This window comes from Telluria antibiotica (assembly GCF_011682055.1).
Taxonomy (GTDB): domain Bacteria; phylum Pseudomonadota; class Gammaproteobacteria; order Burkholderiales; family Burkholderiaceae_D; genus Telluria; species Telluria antibiotica.
Genome location: NZ_JAAQOM010000025.1, coordinates 21,356 through 43,713 on the forward strand (window position 1 = coordinate 21,356; position 22,358 = coordinate 43,713).

Annotated in this window: 22 protein-coding genes; 9 read left to right on the plus strand and 13 right to left on the minus strand. The window is 62.0% G+C overall.

Features of this window, described 5'->3' with window-relative positions:
- The first annotated feature begins 129 nt into the window (after positions 1-129).
- Positions 130-2,634, plus strand: a complete 2,505-nt coding sequence (gene gyrB, locus HAV22_RS28720) for a DNA topoisomerase (ATP-hydrolyzing) subunit B (protein WP_166864572.1) — start codon at positions 130-132, stop codon at positions 2,632-2,634.
- Between the two features lie 84 nt (positions 2,635-2,718).
- Positions 2,719-3,351 carry a GNAT family N-acetyltransferase gene (locus HAV22_RS28725; protein WP_166864576.1) on the plus strand — a complete coding sequence of 211 codons (633 nt, stop codon included), beginning with the start codon at positions 2,719-2,721 and terminating at the stop codon, positions 3,349-3,351.
- 21 nt (positions 3,352-3,372) lie between these two features.
- Here the strand turns inward: HAV22_RS28725 and ybiA are convergent, their stop codons facing one another.
- From ybiA to HAV22_RS28755, 6 genes are read right to left on the minus strand one after another with little or no spacing between them, the layout of a single operon-like run.
- Positions 3,373-3,918, minus strand: a complete 546-nt coding sequence (ybiA, locus tag HAV22_RS28730; protein ID WP_166864722.1) for a riboflavin biosynthesis intermediates N-glycosidase — start codon at positions 3,916-3,918, stop codon at positions 3,373-3,375.
- 31 nt (positions 3,919-3,949) lie between these two features.
- The gene (locus HAV22_RS28735; protein WP_166864579.1) at positions 3,950-4,306 is read right to left on the minus strand and encodes a hypothetical protein; all 357 of its coding nucleotides are present in this window, start codon (positions 4,304-4,306) and stop codon (positions 3,950-3,952) included.
- Between the two features lie 25 nt (positions 4,307-4,331).
- Complete coding sequence (locus tag HAV22_RS28740) at positions 4,332-4,970, minus strand: DUF4291 domain-containing protein (RefSeq protein WP_166864582.1); 639 nt, start codon at positions 4,968-4,970, stop codon at positions 4,332-4,334.
- 20 nt (positions 4,971-4,990) lie between these two features.
- Positions 4,991-5,908, minus strand: coding sequence for a diacylglycerol kinase catalytic domain-containing protein (locus HAV22_RS28745; RefSeq protein WP_208296414.1), 918 nt, complete (start codon positions 5,906-5,908; stop codon positions 4,991-4,993).
- Positions 5,909-5,922: 14 nt separating this feature from the next.
- A complete protein-coding gene (locus HAV22_RS28750; RefSeq protein ID WP_166864588.1) occupies positions 5,923-6,942 on the minus strand; it encodes an SPFH domain-containing protein in 1,020 nt (339 codons plus the stop codon).
- Positions 6,943-6,944: 2 nt separating this feature from the next.
- Complete coding sequence (locus HAV22_RS28755; RefSeq protein WP_166864591.1) at positions 6,945-7,610, minus strand: NUDIX hydrolase; 666 nt, start codon at positions 7,608-7,610, stop codon at positions 6,945-6,947.
- A 319-nt stretch (positions 7,611-7,929) separates the two neighbouring features.
- Here HAV22_RS28755 and HAV22_RS28760 point away from each other — a divergent pair, with 319 nt between their 5' ends.
- From HAV22_RS28760 to HAV22_RS28770, 3 genes are read left to right on the plus strand one after another with little or no spacing between them, the layout of a single operon-like run.
- A complete protein-coding gene (locus HAV22_RS28760; protein ID WP_166864594.1) occupies positions 7,930-8,502 on the plus strand; it encodes a PAAR domain-containing protein in 573 nt (190 codons plus the stop codon).
- A 1-nt stretch (position 8,503) separates the two neighbouring features.
- A complete protein-coding gene (locus tag HAV22_RS28765) occupies positions 8,504-9,079 on the plus strand; it encodes a transglycosylase SLT domain-containing protein (protein ID WP_166864597.1) in 576 nt (191 codons plus the stop codon).
- Entirely contained in the window at positions 9,076-9,627 is a 552-nt protein-coding gene (locus tag HAV22_RS28770) for a hypothetical protein (RefSeq protein WP_166864599.1), read from the plus strand. Before HAV22_RS28765 ends, HAV22_RS28770 begins: the two co-directional genes overlap by 4 nt.
- Positions 9,628-9,682: 55 nt before the next feature.
- On the opposite strand, the gene HAV22_RS31890 is transcribed toward HAV22_RS28770, so the two are convergent.
- The 4 genes from HAV22_RS31890 to HAV22_RS28790 all read right to left on the minus strand — a co-directional run bounded on the left by HAV22_RS31890 (position 9,683) and on the right by HAV22_RS28790 (position 12,044).
- The gene (locus HAV22_RS31890) at positions 9,683-9,790 is read right to left on the minus strand and encodes an SEC-C metal-binding domain-containing protein (protein ID WP_208296415.1); all 108 of its coding nucleotides are present in this window, start codon (positions 9,788-9,790) and stop codon (positions 9,683-9,685) included.
- A gap of 126 nt (positions 9,791-9,916) precedes the next feature.
- On the minus strand, positions 9,917-10,669 hold the full coding sequence (locus tag HAV22_RS28780) for a hypothetical protein (RefSeq protein WP_166864602.1): 753 nt from the start codon (positions 10,667-10,669) through the stop codon (positions 9,917-9,919).
- A complete protein-coding gene (locus tag HAV22_RS28785) occupies positions 10,662-10,832 on the minus strand; it encodes a hypothetical protein (protein ID WP_166864605.1) in 171 nt (56 codons plus the stop codon). Before HAV22_RS28785 ends, HAV22_RS28780 begins: the two co-directional genes overlap by 8 nt.
- Before the next feature lie 3 nt (positions 10,833-10,835).
- Positions 10,836-12,044: an RtcB family protein gene (locus HAV22_RS28790; protein WP_166864608.1), complete on the minus strand. Its 1,209-nt coding sequence runs from the start codon at positions 12,042-12,044 to the stop codon at positions 10,836-10,838.
- 379 nt (positions 12,045-12,423) lie between these two features.
- On the opposite strand from HAV22_RS28790, the gene HAV22_RS28795 reads away from it, so the two are divergent.
- Genes HAV22_RS28795 through HAV22_RS28810 form a run of 4 tightly spaced genes read left to right on the plus strand, consistent with a single transcriptional unit; the run spans position 12,424 to position 19,105 of the window.
- Positions 12,424-13,893, plus strand: a complete 1,470-nt coding sequence (locus HAV22_RS28795) for a DUF3375 domain-containing protein (protein WP_166864611.1) — start codon at positions 12,424-12,426, stop codon at positions 13,891-13,893.
- Complete coding sequence (locus tag HAV22_RS28800) at positions 13,874-14,572, plus strand: DUF4194 domain-containing protein (protein WP_166864613.1); 699 nt, start codon at positions 13,874-13,876, stop codon at positions 14,570-14,572. The genes HAV22_RS28795 and HAV22_RS28800 overlap by 20 nt, the downstream gene beginning before the upstream one ends.
- The gene (locus HAV22_RS28805; RefSeq protein ID WP_166864617.1) at positions 14,569-17,931 is read left to right on the plus strand and encodes an ATP-binding protein; all 3,363 of its coding nucleotides are present in this window, start codon (positions 14,569-14,571) and stop codon (positions 17,929-17,931) included. The genes HAV22_RS28800 and HAV22_RS28805 overlap by 4 nt, the downstream gene beginning before the upstream one ends.
- Positions 17,915-19,105 (plus strand): DUF3322 domain-containing protein, encoded by a 1,191-nt coding sequence (locus tag HAV22_RS28810; RefSeq protein ID WP_166864619.1) that lies wholly within the window; start codon positions 17,915-17,917, stop codon positions 19,103-19,105. Before HAV22_RS28805 ends, HAV22_RS28810 begins: the two co-directional genes overlap by 17 nt.
- 10 nt (positions 19,106-19,115) lie before the next feature.
- Here the strand turns inward: HAV22_RS28810 and HAV22_RS28815 are convergent, their stop codons facing one another.
- The 3 genes from HAV22_RS28815 to HAV22_RS28825 form a co-directional block, all read right to left on the minus strand.
- Positions 19,116-19,685 (minus strand): HNH endonuclease, encoded by a 570-nt coding sequence (locus HAV22_RS28815; RefSeq protein WP_307736137.1) that lies wholly within the window; start codon positions 19,683-19,685, stop codon positions 19,116-19,118.
- Positions 19,686-19,757: 72 nt separating this feature from the next.
- Positions 19,758-20,909, minus strand: coding sequence for an acyltransferase family protein (locus HAV22_RS28820; protein ID WP_166864622.1), 1,152 nt, complete (start codon positions 20,907-20,909; stop codon positions 19,758-19,760).
- A 204-nt stretch (positions 20,910-21,113) separates the two neighbouring features.
- On the minus strand, positions 21,114-22,325 hold the full coding sequence (locus tag HAV22_RS28825; protein ID WP_166864625.1) for an extracellular catalytic domain type 2 short-chain-length polyhydroxyalkanoate depolymerase: 1,212 nt from the start codon (positions 22,323-22,325) through the stop codon (positions 21,114-21,116).
- Between the last annotated feature and the right edge of the window lie 33 nt (positions 22,326-22,358).

Consider the following 22,358-nt stretch of genomic DNA (forward strand, 5'->3'; position numbering starts at 1 on the left):
GTTTGCCGTCCTTCGTGCGGCAACGGCCGGAGCAGGTTCCATTACGGTGCCCTGCCCGGCTGATCGACGATCGAGACCGCAGGCCTACCCGCCGGCCGTCTGATTCACACGTTATTTGAGAAAGCAGTCATGTCCGAGAACACTCAAGCAGTTATGGAATCCTCCCCTGCCAAGGCGGAAGAGTACGGCGCCTCGTCGATCCAGATCCTGGAAGGCCTGGAAGCCGTACGCAAGCGTCCGGGCATGTACATCGGCGACACGTCGGACGGCACCGGCCTGCATCACCTGGTGTTCGAGGTGCTCGATAACTCGATCGACGAGGCATTGGCCGGCTTCTGCTCCGAAATCCACGTCACGATCCATTCCGATAATTCGATCTCGATCACCGACAACGGCCGCGGCATCCCGACCGGCATCAAGATGGACGACAAGCACGAGCCGAAGCGCTCGGCGACCGAGATCGCCCTGACGGAATTGCACGCCGGCGGCAAATTCAACCAGAACGCATATAAAGTGTCCGGCGGCCTGCACGGCGTGGGCGTCTCGTGCGTGAACGCGCTGTCGAAACTGCTGCGCGTGACCGTGCGCCAGAACGGCAAGGTGCACCAGCTGGAATTCTCGCGCGGCGTGCCGATCGACCGCATCGTCGAAGTCGTGGATGGCGTCGAAGTGTCGCCGATGAAGATCACCGGCGACACCGACAAGCGCGGTACGGAAGTGCACTTCTGGGCCGACGAAGAAATCTTCACCCACGTCGAGTTCCACTACGAGATCCTGTCCAAGCGCATCCGCGAACTCTCGTTCCTGAACAACGGCGTCAACATCAAGCTGACCGACCAGCGCACGGGCAAGGAAGAAATCTTCGCCTTCGAGGGCGGTACGCGCGGCTTCGTCGAGTACATCAACAAGGCCAAGACCGTCCTGCACCCGACCGTGTTCCAGGCGACGGGCGAGCGCCTGTCCGAAAACGGCAGCAATATCTCGGTGGACGTGTCGATGCAGTGGAACGACGCGTACAACGAGCAAGTGCTCTGCTTCACGAACAACATCCCGCAGCGCGACGGCGGCACCCACCTGACGGGCCTGCGCGCGGCGATGACGCGTGTGATCAACAAATACATCGACGAGAACGACTTCGCCAAGAAGGCCAAGGTCGAAATCTCGGGCGACGACATGCGCGAAGGTCTCACTTGCGTGCTGTCGGTGAAAGTGCCTGAGCCGAAGTTCTCGTCGCAAACGAAGGACAAGCTCGTGTCGTCGGAAGTGCGCGGCCCCGTCGAGGAAATCGTGGCGAAGACGCTCACCGACTTCCTGATGGAAAAGCCGAACGACGCCAAGATCATCTGCGGCAAGATCGTGGAAGCCGCGCGCGCGCGCGAAGCCGCGCGCAAGGCCCGCGACCTCACGCGCCGCAAGGGCGTGATGGACGGTCTGGGCCTGTCGTCGAAGCTGGCCGACTGCCAGGAACGCGACCCGGCGCTGGCCGAGCTGTACATCGTCGAGGGTGACTCCGCAGGCGGTTCCGCCAAGCAGGGCCGCGACCGTAAGTTCCAGGCCATCCTGCCGCTGCGCGGCAAGGTGCTGAACGTGGAAAAGGCGCGCTTCGAGAAGATGCTGTCGTCGGAACAGATCACGACCTTGATCGCCACCTTGGGCACCTCGATCGGCCCGGACGAGTTCAACGTCGACAAGCTGCGCTACCACCGCATCATCATCATGACCGACGCGGACGTCGACGGCGCCCACATCCGCACGCTGCTGCTGACCTTGTTCTACCGCCAGATGCCGCAGCTGGTGGAGCGCGGCCACATCTACATCGCGCAGCCGCCGCTGTACAAGGTGAAAGCCGGCCGCGACGAGCGCTACCTCAAGGATGACGTCGAGGAAGCGAGCTACATGATGCGCTTCGCCCTGAACGGCGCCGCGCTGCTGCCGAAGGAAGGCGCGGAAGCGATCACGGACGGCGCGCTGGGCGACCTCGTCGACAAGTACAACCGGGCCAACGCGATCATGATGCGCCTGTCGCGCGTGATCGACCGCGCCGCGCTGTCCGCGATCATGACGGGCGTGAAGCTGGACTTGTCGAGCCAGGAAGCGGCCGAGAAATCGGCGCAGGCGCTGGCCGACGCGATCCACGACACGAGCGTGAAGGTGGGCGTGCGTTCCGACGAGCTGTCGGACAAGCACAGCCTGCGCATCGAACGCATCCACTACGGCAACGTGCAAGTGACGTCGATCGACGCCGACTTCGTCGCCGGCGCCGACTACAAGACCCTGGAAACCTCGGCCGAGACGTTCCAGGGCCTGATGGGCGAAGGCGCCATCATCCGCCGCGGCGAAGGCGACAAGATGAAGGAATTCGCCGTGCGCGACTTCCAGCAAGCCATGGAATGGCTGCGCGAAGAAGCCGAGCGTGGCGTGTCCAAGCAGCGCTACAAGGGTCTGGGCGAGATGAATCCCGAGCAGTTGTGGGAAACCACCATGGATCCGACGGTGCGTCGCCTGTTGAAGGTGCAGATCGAGGATGCCATTGCGGCGGACCAGATCTTTACCACGCTGATGGGCGATGAAGTGGAGCCGCGTCGTAACTTCATCGAGTCGAATGCGCTGCAGGCGGGGAATATCGACGTCTAAGTCGCTTCCCGTCCCGTCGTCCGCCAGAGCCGTTCGATTTTCTGGCGGACGTTTACTTTATCCGTGTGAGGCACCGGTTCAAAATTGGTCGACCTTTCGCTCATCGAACGCTGGCTGACGGGTTGGAGCCTCTCGCGCGGCCTTCCACTTCCTTTTCACCAGGACGGTGGCCTCGTTGTCGAAGTCGGCAAGCCGGACCAATTGCGACGCCACGTGTTCCTCGATGCGAGACAGGCACTGCAAGCCTGTGCGGACCGCATTCAAGATCCCCACATCTTCCTTAAAGCGGCCGTCGCGCCCGATGTATTGCGCCGCGCCCTCCCCGAGCGCTGGCGCATCGAGACGCCAGGCCATCTGATGGGGTGCCCTGCCCCCATGACCAGCCACGTCACGCTGTCCCCGGAATATCGTCTGGCTGTCGACGTGCAAAAAGACGCTCACGTCGTTCGTGTGATCCACGCCAGCGATGAGCAGGCAGCATCGGGGCGCCTGGTGGTGCACGGCGGTTGCGCCATATTCGATCAGATCGAAACGGCGGAGCAGCATCGCCGACGCGGCCTCGGGACAGTCGTCATGCAGGCACTCGATTCGATTGCGATCCGTGCCGGTGCGAGCGAACGGCTGTTGGTGGCGACGGACAACGGGCGCGCCCTCTATTCGCGTCTTGGGTGGCACATGCTGGCGCCGTGGTCTACGGCGGTTTTGCCTTCGCCGTGATTGTCTGACGTTGCGTAGGCATTAAAGCCCACGCCGGATCTCCATCAGTGCAAAACCGAGGAGATTCAAACCTTCCCATTGGCTCGGGTCGTTTGCTCTCGCATCATCTTGAGCAAGCCCGATGCCCCAGATGTTATCGACGGGACTCGCTTCAACGAGAATGCGTGACCCGGTCTGTTTCAAGAACGCGCCAAGCTCCGGATGTTGCGTGAACTTGGCCTGATTGGCCCGCACGACGATTGCGAAGCGATTGGCCACCCAGACTGCCTCGTCAAACCCCTGCACGCTGCGGCCCAGCGCTTTCGCCGCACCTGGCGTAGGTGCTTCCAATACGCGCGCTCTTGCCGCGAGATCGCCGAACAGCGCAGCCTTTTCTGCCATCATGAAATGCTCGGCCGTAGGGTAGCGCTGTCCATCGATCACGAACGGCGCCTCATACCACTGGCTGAAACAGGACGATGTAATCCCTGCCTTTCCGGGCTGGTGCCCCCAGAAAAACACATACTTCAATGGCTCGCCCGCCCGGTGGCATCGGCTCAGTTCTTCTAAAAATCGCGAATCGTTCATTGTTCTGATGACGTAAGTGCGATCGTGGAGATCACTGTTTTTCACGGTATTCGCCGATGACCTCGATCTCCCCCACGATGTTGTCGTTGAGTTCCTCGAGGTCCTTCGCAGGAATCCACCACTCCGTATGGCTTTCGCCGCCGACTTTCTGGATTGCGTAGCGGTCCATGAACGCCTTGCGCACCTTGAAGAGCGTGACATAGCCAACGCCGCTGTCCGGGACGTTCCACTCGGTGGCGATCTGCTTTGCGTAAGCTTCATTCGTCACCGGATAAAAGATCGGTTGTTCAGGCAATCGAGGCGGCCAGCGTTTGAAGCCGCTCTGTTTAACCAGTTCGAGCTCCTGCGGGCGGGTCGGCCGGTACAGTGTGACGGTGTCGTTTTCCATTATGGGGCCTTGATAGGTCGGCCGCTCAATCGAGTGGCCATGAACTGATGCCGAGATGTCGTGCCGCCGTGTCACCGGGAACATAGGCGCGTTCGCGCGGCGTGATGAGTCGCGTGCAATCGCCGGTCACATTGCCATGTTGCTCGTGCACGAACGCGGTGACATCCTCGATGCCGATAATTGCTGCGGAGCTGTATTCGACAAGGGTCTCGCCGCGCAGCCCAAGTTGCACGGCGCGCCGCGCGATGGGTTGTCCGAACGGATCGTGGTCCGGGTCCCATTGCAGGCGCACGTCCGAGTTCTCAATCGCCTTTTCCCATTCGACTTTGTCGGCGCTTCCGGATGCGGCAAAGCTCGACGCCACCGCGCGCTCCAGGATGCGTTCGAAAAAGGTCCGCCGGATCGACACGGCGAGAATGCGTTCCTGGCTTTCCTTGGTCGCCCAACCGGCGCGAAACATCATCCAGAGGAAGTTCGGCTTTATCCAGCTCATTCGATTGAAGCTGAAATCGCCGCCAAAACGCTGATGCTTGACCGCGTATTCCGCGATCGAGGGTCGGTAGGCCTGGTAGACGACGATGCCGTCATCGTCATACTGGGCGAGAAGATGGCGGCCGTCTTGCGGCCATTGCCGGATCTGGTCTGTGTAGTGTTCGAATTTCATGTTCTTGTTCTTTGTTGTTATCAAATGACGAGATACCCCCGCTTCTCCGCAATGCCCACTTCAACCGTGATGCCTGCATTGAATTCGAGATAATCCGCCTCGATGCCATCGCTGAAGACGACGCCGTTCTCGGCCATCGCCGACACCAGGGTCAGGCTCACGCGCGCCCCGATCCTGCCCGCCACGAGCGACGCGGCCGACGCCTTGCTCGGGAACGGTTCGCGCACCGTGAAGTGCAAGTAATCGGCATCCCAGGGCGTCACCTGCTCGTGCGTCTGCCATGCACCACCGCCGGCCGCGATTGCCGCCGCACCCACTTGCAGGCTTTTCAGCCAGCCCGTCGACCCGAGCCCCGTCGAGATGATGATGCCGCTCGACGATTGCCGTTCTTCCCTGTCGCCCAGACGGATCGTGTAGCGCGCCGACGTGTGCGACTTCGGGCCGATGAAGATGTCGTTCACGCCGTACAATTCCTGCCCGTTGTTGAGGCGCGCCCTGGCCATCGTCACCTCCTGCATCGTGCGCCGCCGTGCCAGCACGTCCGGCATCAGCTTCGCGAGATCCCGTACCTGGAACGGCAGCAGCACGCCATCCCAGCGCGCCGGGTCGGGATTCACGCCGACCAGCGGATGGCCGTCGAGGTACTTCATCGTGTTCGCCACCAATCCGTCCTGGCCAAGCGCGACGACGAGGTCACCCGGTCCGAACAGGAAGTTCGGCAAGAAGCCGCGCTCCACCATTTGCACGCGGCCGAAGTGCCGCAGCGCGCTGTCGGCGTCGCGCACGCACGCATGGTAGGTGTCGTGCTCGCGCACATAGTCGGAGAAGTCGGCGCCAAGGTGCTCGATGTAGAACTTCGCCTGGTTCACCGTGTTGTAACGCGCGACGAGGTCTTCCAGCCGGGTCTTGCGCGTGACGAGCACGATCTTGTTGTCCATGCGCCGGTCCATATTCACCCCGCCGGCGACGCGATGATCTCCCGCAGCAAATCCGGCGTCACGTTGAGCTGGCCGATCTTGCCTGCCTTTTCCGCCAGTTCCTGGAACGCCAGCGCAATCATGTGGCCCGGCTGCATGCCCGACACGGCCAGCGCCTGCACGGTCTTCGGATCGACACCGGCATAGGCCTGCAGCAAGGCCGAGACGGCGTGGGCCTTGACGTCGGCTTCGCGCTTGACGTTGTCCATCGACAGCGCGACGAGGTCGGTGTTCTTGGCCTCAAGCGCGATCTTCGCTTCCATCTCGGATTGCTGGAGCTCGTGCTGCTTCTGCTGGATGCTGCGCTCGGCTTCCATCTGCGTCTCGCGGATCTGGCGCTTCTTGGCTTCGACCGCGATCTCCGTGTTCAGCTCGTTTTCCTTGATCCGCCGCTCTTGTTCGACGGCCGCATTGCGTCGCGCATACACGGCCTCGTCGGCCTCGCGCAGGATCTGCTCGCGCGCCTGCGCTTCCAGTGCGCGCGCGGTCTCGGGCGTCGGCTTGATGGCGAGGAACGACAGCCCGAGAATCTCGATCCCCAGCGTCTGCAACTCGGCATTGCTCCTGACCGCCTCGGTGACGAGCGTGACCAGTTTGTCGGTTGCCTTCAGGGCATCGCGCAGCGGCAGATTCTGGACGCCCTTGCGCGTAATGACCTTCACCACGTTGATGACGCGCTGTGGCAGCTTTTGCGGATCTTCCGCGATGTACTTCTGCGTCACCGGATTGATCGAGAAATCCAGCAATTCGCTGATCCGCTTCGGATCGGCGATACGGTACGTGATCTGGCCCTGGATCGTGATCGTCTGAAAATCGGCTGACGTCTCTTCGAAGATGAACGGCACGTCCTCACTGCTGGTCGGCACGGCAACCATCGCCGTCGTCGGCGCGTAGTAGAAAAAAGCGAGGCCGACACCTTCGCGCTTGACGACACCGTGCTTGAACTGCATGACGTACGTCGTCGGCTGGAACTTGATGAATTTGACGCTCAGCATGATTACAACCCCCTTTCGATCAATGTCAGCCGGTCACGCAGTTCCGGCTTCAGGCGATACAGCTGTGCCGGGCGATGCGCGCCGCCCGCGGAGAATGCGCCCTCGACGGGTTCGAGCATGTCCATTTCCGTCATCTTGCGGCGGAAGCTCACCTTGTTGAGCGCCTCGCCCATCAACGCTTCGTACACACGCTGCAGTTGCGGCAACGTGAACGTTTCGCCGGCCAGGTAACAGGGCAGCGACGAATACTGGCTCTTGCTGCGCAGGCGTGCCACCGCGGTGTCGATGATGAGGCGGTGGTCGAATGGCAGGCCGACCGGCTTGTCGACGCCGACGAGTTTCACGTCCGGGTGCCCTGCGCTGTCGATGACGTCGAACGGCACCAGTGCGTAATACACGACCGACACCGACCATCCGCGCGGGTCGCGCGCGGGACCGGAGAACGTCGCCAGCTGCTCCAGGTACGGCGGTTCGATCGCGGTCTTGTCGCGCAATACGCGCAAGGCGGCATCGCGGGTGTCGGCATCGTCCTGCTGTCGGATGAAGCCTCCCGGTAAAGCGGCCACGCCCTTGAAAGGCTCACGATCGCGACGGAGCAGCGCGACTTTCAACATATCGTCCTGCAGCGTCAGCAGCACGACGTCGACAGTACACAGGATTTGCTGCATCACGCCTCCGGGAACAAGTACTTAGTATTCAAATTAACTTAAGAGAGCTGGCGCCGCCGCGGTAGTCCGCAGCATCCTGAGATCACTATAACATAGTTAGTTTAAGATTTAAACTAAGTTCGCGCATTGTCCCCGACCGCGCCAATGCGGCACACAAATTTGGCTTCAGGATTGGTCGGGTTGTCATAAGCCGCTTCACATGCCCAGCAGTTCGGCGCGCTTCTTTGTGCCAAGCCAATATCTACGGTTGCGCCCCAGCTAGATTGGTTCTTCGCCTACCTATCGGTCGGGTAGCGCGATCCTTTGGCTCGGGGGGAATATGAAACGACATACGATCACTGAAGGGGCTACGACAACGGCGGGCGGCAAGGTGGTTGGCGCCAGCAGCCTCGGGGCGATCAACGGCGCTCGGATTGCGCTTGAAAACGACCCGGTTTCATGCCCTGCCTGTAAAAGCACAGGTCACATCGTGTGCGCCGGCGCTCGCCTCGAAGAACGCTGGAACGGCATCCAAGTGGCGCTCGAAAACGACCTGTGTGTCTGTAAGTGTCATCCGTATCCGCGCCTCATCTCGAGCCAAACCGTCCGATATCAAGTCGTCTCGGACGATGCTGGTAGCCAGAAAGTTGCCCGGGACAGCGAGACAACGTCGAAAGCGGCCGCCGCCGAACAGCCGGATTCGTATGACCAGCACTTTCACGTAAAGGACGAGGCGGGTCAGCCTCTCGCAGATTTTCCGTATGTGATCGAACTCAGCAGTGGTCGCCGCCTCGAGGGCAGGACAGACCGGGACGGAAAGACCGCCACTGTCGCGGCATCAAATGCCGAGCGCGCTACGCTCATCGTCTACGCGAGGGAAACAACTCCTCTCAACCCGGCATGGGACCGATAATATGTCGACGAAAAAGATCATCAAGACGCACACTGCGCAGCTGACGTCGATATCAGATAAGAAGGCGGTGGATGTAGAGATCGAGGATCTCGCCCGACTGCGCGAGATACGTGCGCTGGTCGAGGCAAACAATCAATCCAGCTTACCCACCGAATTAGTCATATGCCAGATTTACATGGAGTCCCGCTTTGACAAGAACGCACGCAGCGACGGAAGCAGTGCTCGGGGACTGATGCAGCTGCTGAGGGCGCCGATTCGGGAGCTTTATCGACTCGAGAACCTCAAGAAACCTTCGCGCGAGCGCAGACGTGAAGCTGACCTCTACCGCGAAGCGGACGAGTTCCACGACAGCGCCCAGATTCTGGACGAAGCGACGAACATACGCGTTGGCACGGCCTATATGCGGGCACTCATCGAGAAGCGTACGGCCGCTCATGCAACGGATCCTGTCAGCGAAGCATACAAGGATTACCGCGGTGTCAGGAACGGCATCTACTACAGCAAAATCAAAGCGGCCGCAGAAAGATTGAAAGCGGCTCCTGAGTCCATGCAGGTACTACGAGATATGGTGAAATGAAAAATTCGGTTCTATTGCTGTGCTGTGTGCTCGCTCACGCATTTTCCGAGGCAGCCGAACTGGTGAAAACGTGTGATGTCGGCAGCAAAGCCGGAAGCCGAGTCGATGTATTTCGTGATTCGAAAATCGGGGACACCTACGTTTATTACTTGCGGCAGAACGACTCGACGCGTTCGTTTTTTGAGGACAAAGACAGTTCAAGAGGAGCATCCGTCCACATTGCCTGTGTCGGTTCGCATACCAGAGCGCTCGTGGTCTCCGGCGAGTTCACTGCGAACTTCCTTCAAGGTTTCGTACTCAGTCGTAGTCCAGTGAACGGACTGGTCGAGCGGCTGGACTTTGCTGAAAAGAACCGGCCCTCCTGGCTGTATCTGTCCCCTTCCGAGACGGACGTCGTCATACGCACGAGCGGCTATGGAGAGACCAACAACAGGTTCATCGTTTATCGTCACTTCACGGGGGCGGACACCGAACCCCAGGTCGTTCCAATGGACGAGTTGCCGGCCCGCGCGGGCGCCGAGGTCATCGAGCTGGATGGTCGCCCGTGACCATCCAGCGCAACTGATATCCGCTTAACGGAAATAGTCGTTTCGGTTGGCGCCGTCAAAAGCTTCCCGACTTCATGCAGCACCTGTTGAAATGCCGTCCGGAGCCGCACGGGCATGGATCGTTGCGCCCGAGCTTTTCGACGAGCTCCTTATCGCCGTGCACGAACCGGACACCGCGTTTGACCGCCGTTTCAGACGGGAAGCCTTTCCTGCGCTTGCTGGAGATCTCGAAAGGACGGTTGATCGATGTGTCTGGTTTTCATGATTGTTCTCCTTGTGATGAACCGGCTCATGCGCCGAGCGCGTATTTCTTCAATTCTTTCGCGCCGAGCTGGCGCTTCGATACGGCGTACGTTTCCGCAACGCCATGCTGGCGTTGCACCCATTCCTTGCGGACGACATCCCAGAACGCGCCGCAGACGATGTCTTTTCCTTGCACGCGAGGCGCTGGCAATAGGCCCAGCGTCACCTCGTACCAGATGCCGTCGATGCGTCGCAGTTGACGGTGGACGTCGATGTCGCGGCAATCGAGGTGATCCTGTGCCTGTTTCGTCTCGCGCATTTGCCGATTGCGCCTGTCCCAAGAAACGAAACGGCGATTGCGCAGCAGGATGCCGGTCTTTGGATGTACGAACAGCTCGACGTCGGCCTCCTCGAGCGCTACTTCCTTGCGGTTCCACCAGTTCTGGTTGCGGACGACCACCCTGCCCCCGCTAGGTGTCTCCACCCAATGCGTATCAGTCGCGACGAAGTCGCCGATATGCTGAAGAATGTGCTGCTTGACCGTGCTGCGCGCATCGATCGTTGCCCGGATCTCGCTGTAGACCTTGTCCCACGGACGGTCCACCTGCTGCTCCAGGTAGCGCTTCAATGGCGCGAGGTTTTCGTTCAGCCATTTCGGCCGTTGGGTATAGCCGCGCTTCATGCCGAGCCGGCCCGGCGCATTCTCGTCGTTGCGAAACTTGCGGCCGTCGCGGCTATAGCCATTGCTGTTGACGAGCCGCGGCCGTTCCACGATCACTTTGAACATGTCTTCACGCATGATCTTTTCCTTCCCGATCCTGTCCGATGACCCATGAGCGCAATGCCTGCTTTTCCAGGCGACGCACCTTGCGCTCCGCCCGATACGTCCCATGCGCGCCCGCATTGCGCTGCCTGGCCGCGACCGCATGCGGATTGCGCGGCTTCACCGATTTGATCTTCATGTCTTACCCCTTGATGCAAACGACCTGGCGCAGCGTGTGCACGACCTCGACCAGATCCGTCTGATGCGCCATCACCTTGTCGATGTCCTTGTACGCGGCCGGAATCTCGTCGACCACGCCGCCGTCCTTGCGGCATTCGATGCCGGCCGTCTGCGCCGCCAGGTCGAAGCGGTCGAATTTGCGTTTCGCTTCGCTGCGGCTCATGTGGCGTCCCGCGCCATGCGAGCATGAACAGAACGATTCCGGATTCCCCTTGCCGCGCACGATGTAGCTCTTCGCGCCCATGCTGCCCGGGATAATGCCGAGCTCGCCTTCGCGCGCGGAGATCGCACCCTTGCGCGTGACGAACAGGCGCTCGCCGCCATGCGATTCGCGCGCCACGTAGTTGTGGTGGCAGTTGATCGCTTCGCCATCGAGCTTGAACGGCGGCGCATACTGCGCCAGCACGTCCACGACGCGGCGCATCATCTCGCGGCGGTTGATGCGCGCGTAATCCTGCGCCCACTCCACCGCGTCGATGTAGTCGTCGAACAGCGTCGATCCCTCGCTGAAATAGGACAGGTCCTTGTCCGGCAAATGGATCTGGTGCCGCTGCATGTCCTTGCGCGCCGCCGCGATGAAATAGCGGCCGATGACGTTGCCGATGCCGCGCGAACCGGAATGCAGCATGATCCAGACGCGTTCTTCTTCGTCGAGACAGATCTCGATGAAGTGATTGCCACCGCCGAGCGTGCCCAGCTGGCAGATCCACGTCTGCGTGAATTTCTGCTGCATCTTCATGATGCCGCCGTGCTTGCCGACGATGACGTCCAGCCGGTCGTTCAGCGGCCGCCCGACGCGCGCGTGGGCCGAGCCTCGCACCTTGTCCCAGGCGTGCTGCTCGAAGCCGACCGGCACGGCCGCCTCGATCGCGCTGCGCAGGCGGGCCAGGCTGTCGGGCAGCTGGCTCGCGGTCAGGGTCGTGCGCACGGCATTCATGCCGCAGCCGATGTCGACGCCGACGGCGGCCGGGATGATCGCGGACCGCGTCGGGATCACGCTGCCGATGGTGGCGCCGATGCCGGCGTGCACGTCGGGCATCGCGGCGACGTGCGGATGGACGATCGGAAGGTCGGCGATGTTCAGCAGTTGCTGCAACGCCGCGTGGTCGATATCGTCCGTGTAGATGTGCACCGGGACGCGTCCCTTGTGCAGTGTTTGTACGATGGGCATAACTTGTCCATAAAAGGTTCGTTATGCCGGCGTTCCTGCGGCGGAAGAAAACGGACTTCCGAAAAGCAAAAACCCCGGCGAGTTTCCTCACCGGGGTTCTGAAGAACGGCCGGCTCGAGGAGGCATGCGTGCCTGGCCCCGAGCGCGGATGCTCGGGGCTATCTGTCTTGCGAGTTGTCGATAGCCGTACGTGGCATAGCCGTTCCTTTCCTGAAAATGGGTTGATCGAAAATCGATGAGGTGCGATTCTGCGGCAACTCGATCTTTCTTGTCAAACGATGCATAAACTCCATTGCATCGATGTTGTTTTCTCCGCAATAACCTCACAAGAAAGCACTTCGATCGCCTGCGCTACAATGATGCGTCCACTCTTCGCGCAATGAAAGCCGACAGACCCCTCGCCCTTTACCGCCAGCTGCGCAACCAGCCCTTATGGCGCCTGTTGGCGGCCGATACGGGCCCGACCGTGCTCGCGCTGCTGCAAACCCATCTGCACGACACGGACCGCAGCCTGCCGGCTTCGATCCTGCACGAACGTATCGAGCGCGACCTCGAGCAATTGCGTAACCGCGGGGAAGACTGGCCGCAGACGGCGCAACTGTACGTGGCCCGCTGGCTGGCCGATGGCTACCTTGAACGACGCTTCCCGCCAGGGTCAAAGGAAGAGGAATACGAACTCGCGACCTCGACCGTCGATGCGATCCGCTATGTCACCAGCCTGGTCAGGCCGCACAATGCCGCGACCGAAAGCCGGCTTGGCCTCGTCATCGGGGCGTTGTCGAGGCTGGCTGACGATACCGATACCGACAAGGGGCGCCGCCTGGCGCGCCTGCACGCCGAGCAGGAAAGGATCCGGCGCGAGATCGTCGACATCGAGCACGGCACGTTCCAGGTGCTGTCGGAAAGCGCGGCGCTGGAGCGCACGCGCGAAATCATCGCGCTGGCCGATAATCTCGCCGGCGATTTCCGCCGCGTACGCGACCAGTTCGACCAACTGAACCGCGACCTGCGCGAGCGGATCATGGACAACGACGGCAGCCGCAGCGACGTGCTCGACGCGCTGTTCGCCGGCATCGACGTCATCGCGGAGAGCGAAGCCGGGCGTACGTTCTCCGCGTTCTGGCGGCTGCTGACCGACCCGGTGCAGTCCGCATCGCTGGACGACGCGCTGGACCAGTTGATGTCGCGCGATTACGTGGCCGGCCTCGATCCCGACGAACGCCGCTTCCTGTTGCGCCTGACGCGCACCTTGCTGGACCAGGGCGGCATGGTGCACGACGTGTTACAGTCATTTGCGCGCAGCCTCAAGAATTTTGTGCAGAGCCGCGAATTCATCGAACAGCGCCGGTTGAACCAGCTGCTGCGCAAGGCGCAACGGGCCGCCCTCGCGTTGAAGGACGAGGTCAAGATCACCGAGGCCTTGCACTACACGCTGCCGCTCACCAGCAGCAAGATGACGTCGCTGTCGCAATGGGTCTTGCACGACCCCGCGCTCCAGGCCTTGCCAGACCGGATGGCGGAGGGTGACGCCGCTCCGCTCGACCTCGCGATGATCGGGGAACTCGTCGCCCATTCCGAGATCGATTTCCGCTCGTTGCAAGAACACGTGAGCAGCGTGCTGGGCGTGCGCTCGCAAGCCTCGATCGGCGAAGTCTTGCGGGCATTTCCGGCCAACCAGGGACTCGGCAGCGTGCTCGGCCTGCTTGCATTGGGCGCGCGTCACGGCATTGTGGCGGATAACGGCGAAACCGTCGCCTGGATCGGTGGCGACGGCGTCGCCCGCCAGGCCCGCATTCCGCTCATCTATTTTTTGAAGGAGAAGCTCGACGATGTCCGAGCCGGCACCTGACGACGCGGCCACGCCCGCCCACCTCGACGACGCCCAAGGAGATCGCGCGTTGTTCGTCAACGATACGGGCGAACTGCCACTCGACACGCGGCGCGTGCTCGTGCAGTTGCTGTCCGGCCCGTCGCTGGAGGGCCGGCGTCATGCCCGGCTCTGGCCCATCCTGCTGCGCGACGAACAGGTCATCCGCCGGCGCCTGGCCGACCTGTTTCTCGAACTCGTGCTGGACCGTGATCTGCAAGTCGCCTTCACGACACAGGTCGCCGCCGAAGAGCTGGACATTCCCATCCTGCTGCGGCGCGCGCAACTGACCTTCATCGATTCCGTGCTGCTGCTGTTCCTGCGCCAGCGGCTGACCCAGGCCGATTCCTATAGCGAGCGTGCCGTGATCGCACGCGACGAGATCGTGGAAAACCTCATGCCATACGAACGGGCCGCCAGCACCGACCGGGCCGGTTTCAGCAAGCGCGTCAACGCGTCGATCGAAAAACTCAAGAAGCACAACATCCTGCAGAAACTGCGCGCCAGCGAAGACCGTTTCGAGATCGCACCGACGCTCAAACTGCTGTTCTCGGCCGAGGAAATCATTGCGCTGACCGCGCTGTACGACCGCATGGCGGCCGGAGAATTGCCCACACTGGCGCGCCAGCCGGTGGACGACGACGAGGACGACGCACCATGAACATGCCGCTGCCCGCCACCGGCGAACAATTCCGCATGACCCGCCTCCAGGTGTTCAACTGGGGCACGTTCAGCGGCCTGCACGATATCCCGGTAAGCAAACGCGGCTTCCTCATCGTCGGGCGCTCCGGCGCCGGCAAATCCACCTTGCTCGATGCGCTGTCCGCCCTTCTCGTGCCGCCGCGCTGGATCGACTTCAATGCCGCCGCGCGCGAAGCCAGCCGTGCCGGCCGCGACCGCAACCTGGTCAGCTACGTGCGGGGCGCCTGGACCGCGCAAACGGATGCCGCATCCGGCGAATCCGCGGTGCGCTACCTGCGCGCGGGCACCACGTGGTCGGCGCTGGCACTGCAGTACGAGAACGAGGTTGGGCAGCAGGTGGCGCTGGTCCAATTGTTCTGGGTACGCGGCAATGCAAACAGCAACCGCGACGTGAAATCGTATTTCCTCGTCCTCGAGCGGCCCTTCGACCTGCGCGAACTGCAGGATTTCGGCAGCAATAATTTCGACGTGCGCAAGCTGAAACAGGCGCTGCCGGACGCGTTCGCGCGCGACGAGTTCCGGCCGTATTGCGAACGTTTCTGCCGCCTGCTCGGCATCGAAAGCGACATGGCGCTGCGCCTGCTGCACAAGACCCAATCGGCCAAGAACGTCGGCGACCTCAACGCCTTCCTGCGCGACTTCATGCTCGACAAGCCGGAAACCTTTGAAGTGGCCGACCGCCTGGTCAGCGAGTTCGGCGAACTGCATGCCGCGCACCAGGCCGTGGTGACGGCGCGCGAGCAGGTGCAAGTACTGGCGCCCGCGCGCAGCCGGCACCAGCACATGGAGGCGCTCGCACTGGAGCGCAACGGACTGCAGGAACTGGTGGCGGGCATGCACAGCTATCGCGAGCGGCTGCGCATGACCTTGCTGGCCGAGCACATCATCGCGCTCGGGATCGAACTGGAGGGCCTCGCCGGCAATGTCCAGCGCCACCAGAACGTGCTCGACAACCGCACCGCCGCCCTGCGTGACCTGGAGCGCCAGCGGCGCGAGGCCGGGGGTGAGCAGATCGAATCTTTCAATGATCAGATCGAGACGCTGGGAAATCAACGCAAGGAACGCATGCGCAAGCGCCAGCAGGCGGTGGAAGCCTGCAAGGCGCTCGGCTGGGATTTTCGGGGAAACCCACAAGGATTTGCCGAATTGCTCGGCATGGCGCGCCGGGAAATCGATGACTGGCAAAACGACGACCTCCAGCAGGAAGCCCTGCTGGCATTGGACCGCGAGGCGACCGAGGTACGCGTGCGGCGCGCCGGCGTCGACCACGAACTTGCCTCGCTGCGGCGCCAGCCGTCGAACATTCCGGCACCGATGCTGGAATTGCGGCGCCAGATCGCCGAATCCGTCGGCGTGGCGGAAGCAGCGCTGCCCTTCGTGGGCGAGCTGGTCGAGGTCAAGCCCGAAGAAAGCGCATGGCGTGGCGCCATCGAACGGGTGCTGCACGGGTTCGCGATGTCCATCCTCGTGCAGGAAGACCAGTACGCCGCCGTGTCCGCGTACGTCAACGACACCGACCTTCGACGCAAGCTGGTCTACTACCGCACGGTGCGCGGCGACCAGCCGGCGCGGCCGTTGCAGGCGCAATCGCTGGTACTGAAACTGAACGTCAAGGAGGACAGCTGTTCCGGCTGGCTGCAGAACGAATTGCGCCAGCGCTTCGACTACGACTGCGTCGATTCGCTGCGCGCGTTCCGGGCCGCACGCGAGCGCGCGCTCACGCGCGAGGGCCAGATCAAGCACAACCGTTCTCGCCACGAAAAGGACGACCGCACCAGCGTCGACGCCCGCCAATATTGGGTACTCGGTTTCGACAACCGTGCCAAGCTTGCCCTGTACGAGGAAGAATCCCGGCAGTTGCGGGAACGCGAGGCGCAGCTCGACGCGCAATTGCGCGCAATGCGCGGGCAACGCCAGGCGCGCGGCGCCCGTCTGCTGCAATGCCAGACCCTCATCAACCTGCAATGGCAGGAAATCGAGGTGCAGCCGCTGGTGGAGCGCATCGCCGCCATTCAGCGCCAGCTCGATGCGCTGCAGAAGGGAAACGCGGACTTGCAGCGCATCGAAGAGCACCTGCGCCAGCAGGAAGACTTGGTACAGGAGGCGCGCGATGCCCTGAACGGCGAACTCGTGGAACAACGGTCGCGCCAGATGCTGTGCGCGGAACAGGAAGCGCAGTTGACCGCACTGCGGAACGATCCCGCCATCGTGCAGCCGACGCCGCACCAGCAATCGGGCCTGGCGCAGCGCTACGCTGCCTGGAACGGTACCGTGCGGCTGAAGGACGTGGACAATGCCGACCGCGCCGTCGGCAAGGCCTTGCACGACGAGATCCGTGCCATCGAGGCCGAACTGGCGCAAGGTGAAAAATATGTGGAAGCCCAGTTCGCGATGTTCATCAACCGCTGGCGAGCGGATGCGGACGGCCTCGACGCGCGCATGGCGGCGTCTCCGGATTTCTTCCGCAAGCTCGCCCGCCTCGAATCGGACGGGTTACCGGCACACGAACACCGCTTCTTCGACCTGCTTCAAAACCAGAGTCACCAGAACCTGGCGGCCTTGTCGAGCTATCTGAACGACGCACGCAAAGCGATCCTTGCCCGCATGGAGCTGGTCAACGACAGCCTGCGGCAGGTGCCCTTCAACAGCGGCGAGCACCAGCGCACCTACCTGCACATCCAGCCGAAGGATCGCCAGTTGCCCGAGGTTCAGCAATTCAAGCAGGACATCGTGGCCGCGCTCAAGCACGCGTGGATAGACGACCGCGAATTCGCCGAGGCCCGCTTCATCGACCTGCGTCGCCTGGTGAACCGGCTGGCCAGCCAGGAGGCGGACGATCGCCGCTGGCGCGAAGCCGTCCTCGATGTACGCCAGCACGTCGAATTCATCGGCCGCGAGTTCGACCAGGATGGTCAGGAAGTGCAGGTGCACCAGAGCGGCGCCGGCCTGTCCGGCGGCCAGCGCCAGAAACTGGCGACCACGGTGCTGGCCGCGGCCCTGCGCTACCAGCTCGGTGGCAACGATACCGGCATGCCGCGTTACGCGCCGGTCGTGCTGGATGAAGCGTTCGACAAGGCGGACAATGAATTTACTGCCCTTGCCATGAACATATTTGCGAACTTCGGATTCCAGATGATCGTCGCCACGCCGCTCAAGTCCGTGATGACGCTGGAGCCCTTCATTGGCGGTGCATGCTTCGTCGATATCCGCGAACGCAAAACATCCAGCGTGTTGCTGATCGAATACGATGACGAACGCCAGCGCCTCAAGTTGGCCGAGCCGCTGCATGCGGAGGACGCGCTTGAAGCTGCCGACTGACGTTCGCGCACTGTTGCGGCGCCGCTTCGACAACCGCCATCGCGACTGGTTTGCCGCTCCGGATGCCGGCGAGGAATGGCCCTTGACGATTCCATTGGGCGTGCCTACCGAGCAGGCGGCGCGCGGTCGGTTGGACGCAGCCCTTGCCTGGGTGCGAGCGTGGCAATCGTGGCAGGGGACAGGCATGTTGCAGTGGACCGAGCGCCAATGGCGCACACTTGGTACGCAACGCATGCCCGAACTGCTGCGCCTCGCGGGCCCGCGCGAAGTCGCCGCCTGGCTCGATGAGGCGGACCGCTGGGATCGCGCTTGTCGACGCGAGGCCGCGATGGTCCGGCGTTGGCCGGTATTGACGGGGCGCCTGAGTCGCTCGTTCGACGTGCTTGCCGATTATCCCGATGCCGATTTCGAACGGTTGGTCGCCACACTTGCCTGGCTTGAACGGCATCCGGATTCCGGCCTGTATCTGCGCCAGTTGCCGATCCCGGGTCTCGACACGAAGTGGATTGAAGCGCGAAAATCCGTCCTCGCGGAACTGCTATGCCGGGTAACGGGCCGTGCCGGCATCGATGGCGATTTCCATGCGCTGTGCGGCTTGCGCCGGGCGCCGCTGCGGCTGCGCATGCGCGTGCTCGACCCCACACTGCGCGACCGAGTCGGTGGGCTTGGCGACCTCACGGTACCGATCGAAGAATTGGCGCGCCTTGGTCTCGCGCCGCGCCACGTCGTCATCGTCGAGAACCTGCAGACGGGCCTCGCATTCGGCGATCTCCCCGGCACGGTGGTATTCATGGCGCTCGGTTATGGTGTCGATGTGCTCGCCAGCGTGCCATGGATAAGCAAAGCGGATTGCTTTTACTGGGGTGATATCGACACACACGGTTTTGCCATACTGAGCCATTTAAGGGCCCGACTGCCCGACGTCCGTTCGGTTTTCATGGACGAGCCCACGTTATTGGCACACCGTACCTTATGGAGCAGCGAGGCAAGCCAGCACGCCGCACAAGAATTACCGCATCTCCGTCCCGCCGAGCACACCCTGTACCGGGCACTCAAGGATCACGTGCCGGGGCCCGCTGTGCGGCTCGAGCAGGAACGGATTGCATGGGATTTCGTCTGGCCGACGCTCGTCGATTTATTCGCGACGCCACATGCGCCTCTGCGCGGCAATTAGCGCGAAACCGTCAATTCAACAACCGGCTATGCTTGGGCAGCTGCGCCGCCAGATACTCATGCTGGTCGGCCAGGATATTCCGGCCCCTCAGCAGATAATGCTCCGCGCGGCACGGCACATACGGTACGTAGATCAGCGGCCGGAATTGCTCGACCAGCAGATTGCCTTTCTCCTGGTTGCAGCGCTTGCAGGCCGTCACGCAATTCATCCACGTGTCCTGGCCGCCGCGCGACCTCGGCAGGATATGGTCACGCGACAGGTCCTTGTGGGGGAATTGGTTGCCGCAATAGGCGCAGATGTAGCGGTCTCGCTTGAACAGGAGGTCGTTCTGGTGCGTCAGCGGCAAGCCGGATTTGAACAGGCGCGTCATGATCTCGCTGCCGGCGATGGCGATGATCGGCTTGACCGCGATCTTCGACTGCACGCCCGAGCGCGAATAACCGCCGCGGAAAATAAACTCGCGGGCGCCCAATTCCCACGCCACTTTGCCGGTCGCGTAATACAGGATCGCGTCTTCCGGCGGGATCCAGTCGAATGGGTTGCCTGCGATGTCGAGTGCCAGGATCTGGGTGTTCATCATGTCACCTTCCTCTATGGTGACAGGGTAACGTCAATAAGGACGAAAGTCAGCAACTTAATGCTGACCCGTGTTTCACGTATTCACCTGGCCGCGCAATCCGGCCGGCTTTGCGGCGAATGAAGGCACCGCGACCGGCTTCGCCAGCCCCGCCAGGAACCTTCCCAACGGGGTTTCGACCCAGTGAAAGAACGCCGCGCCGGCCGCCACGCTGGCCGCCCACGCCCAGATTACGCCGGCGCCCTGCAGGTACGCGTCGTCCGGCACGAAGCGCGTGAACGCCGCGTTCACGACGAGACACACGGGGAAATGCACGAGGAAAATCGAATACGAAATCTTGCCGAGATAGTTGACGACAGCCCAGCCGGAACTCGCATACGTGCTCAACCGCGTGCGCCCGAACAGGAACAGGACGCACGCAACGACGGCCGCCACCGCAATGCGGATCCGGAAATCGAGCGCCAGCGCCAGCACGGTCGGCACGGCCATCATCAGCAACAGTGCCAGCTTCGTCCCGAACGACCGGCGCGCATCGCTCGCCCACCAGGCGAGGATGCCGAGCCCATAGCTGCCGAAGAAATAAGGCGCCCAGACGTCGAACTCGGCGTCGCGATTGAAGTAGAACAACGAGACGCTCAGCCCCAGCGTGACGAGGAGCGGCATCTCCCAGGTGCTGCGACGGTGGCCGGCGATGCGCCCGCCCAGCCACAGGAGGCCGGTGATGAGCGCATACAGCTGGAAATCGATGGCGACGTACCACGCGCCGGCCGACAGCGATTCGTAGCCCAGCACGCCGTGCAGCAACAGGACGTGGGCGGCCAGCTGCGACATATTGGGCGGCGCCGAGATCGAGTCGTGGACCATCCACGTGCTTGCGAGCGCGGACGCGCCGATCGCCAGGAACATGGCCACGATGAAAGGCGGGGCCAGCTTCACGTAGCGGCGCCAGATCGTCCCCAACGGATTACGGATGCCGGGCAGGCCGGACGGCGCCAGGGATTTCGCGACGAGGAAGCCGCTGATGACGAGGAACGCCTGGACGGCGATGCGGCCGTTGTGGTCGAGCCAGTCGACGATCGACGGCATCAGCGGCCGCGCGGCGTCGGCCATCGGGCCGTAGAACGCCAGGTGATGCAACACGATCAATTGTGCCGCACCAGCCTTCAACAGATTGATCAAGCCAAGTTGGACCGCTGCGTTCGGTCCGGACACTCCCGTAGCTTTCATGTGTGAGCCCCGCCATTCAATGTTGCCCAACGTTAATCGAGCAACAAAAGTTGTCGATACAGCTGAGCGGGCGGCCATGATAGCCGAGCTGAATCGTGCGGGACCACGCTTTACAACTCGTAAAATTTGTTACATGAGGTTGCAAATTGTTTTGCAATGAATGGCCTGATGTGCGTTTTGCGGACGATTCAGGCCGTCCGACTATCATGAACAACTACCATAGGCGTAATACCCGGCCGACGTCTGCCGCACGTCCGTATAAGCCGTCACCATGTAATACCCGAGGTATTGATTCGAATTCTTCGCATATACCTGCCCATCCGCCCCGATGTAGGCGCGGCCGGCCGACACGTGCGACACGTTGCTGGCATACCAGTGGCTGCACGTGAACGGCGCCGCCGCGTTGCCGCTGACGATTTTGTCGATCATGGTCTTGATCGCGACCATCTGCCCGCCGCTCTTGGCCGGGAAATTCACGTCCTCGTAGCCCCACCAATCCCAGCATCCGCCCGGATTGTTTGCCGTGACGATCGTCTGCGGATACAGCACGATGATGTTGTTCGTATCGGCCCAGCGGTTATAGCCGGCGTTTTGATAAAAGGCCGTGCCGACGACGGACGCGCTTTGCAGGCAGCCATGGAACGCCACGTGCAACCGGCACGACTCCCCCGCCGCGCAATTCGCGGGCACGTAGGCGTAGCCGCTGCTGGCCATGCTGTAGAAGTTCGGATTGAAGTTACCCCAGAAAACAGACTGGTCGAAGTTGATGAAGCTGCCGCTCAATGTTCCCGTGTTCTTGGGATTCAACGGCCCGTAAATCCACTTCAGGATTTCTCCCGCCGTATCGAAATTGCAGTTGTCGACGTAGGGGCTGCCGTTGACGGCACAACCATTGCCGAAGAAATCCGTCGGGACCGCGTGCTCCACGGCGAGGTTGTTCTTGTAATAGATATTGGCGGCCGGGAGGTACGAACCGTACATGGTTTTGAGGTCGTCCATGACGGGCTGGCGCACCGTGGAATCGATCGTCCCCGACAACAGATACACCTTCGATGCGGCCATATTGCTGGTCGGGTCGATATAGCCGTTGCCCAACCACGTATTCACCACCGAATTCAGATACGGCACGTTGCGCGAGCCGGTATTCGCCATGCACGGGCCGACCGATATCGCGGCATTGCCTTGCGAGCAGTAATACGGGCCGCCGGCGACGATGCCCGCGCCTTTTTTCACCGTTTTCGAGTACGCAAAATGCATCTGCACCGCCATGTCGGCGCCGGACGAAAATCCGGACACCGACACGTCGTTCACGCTGACGTTGTACTTCGGCAGGGCGACGACGGCCGCGAAGGCGCTCGTGCCGAGAAAACCAATGAGGATGCCGGCAAGATGTCTTGCCCTGGTCAGGATCGTCATGCTGTCTCCGATTGTTTGTCGTCGTGGGATTGA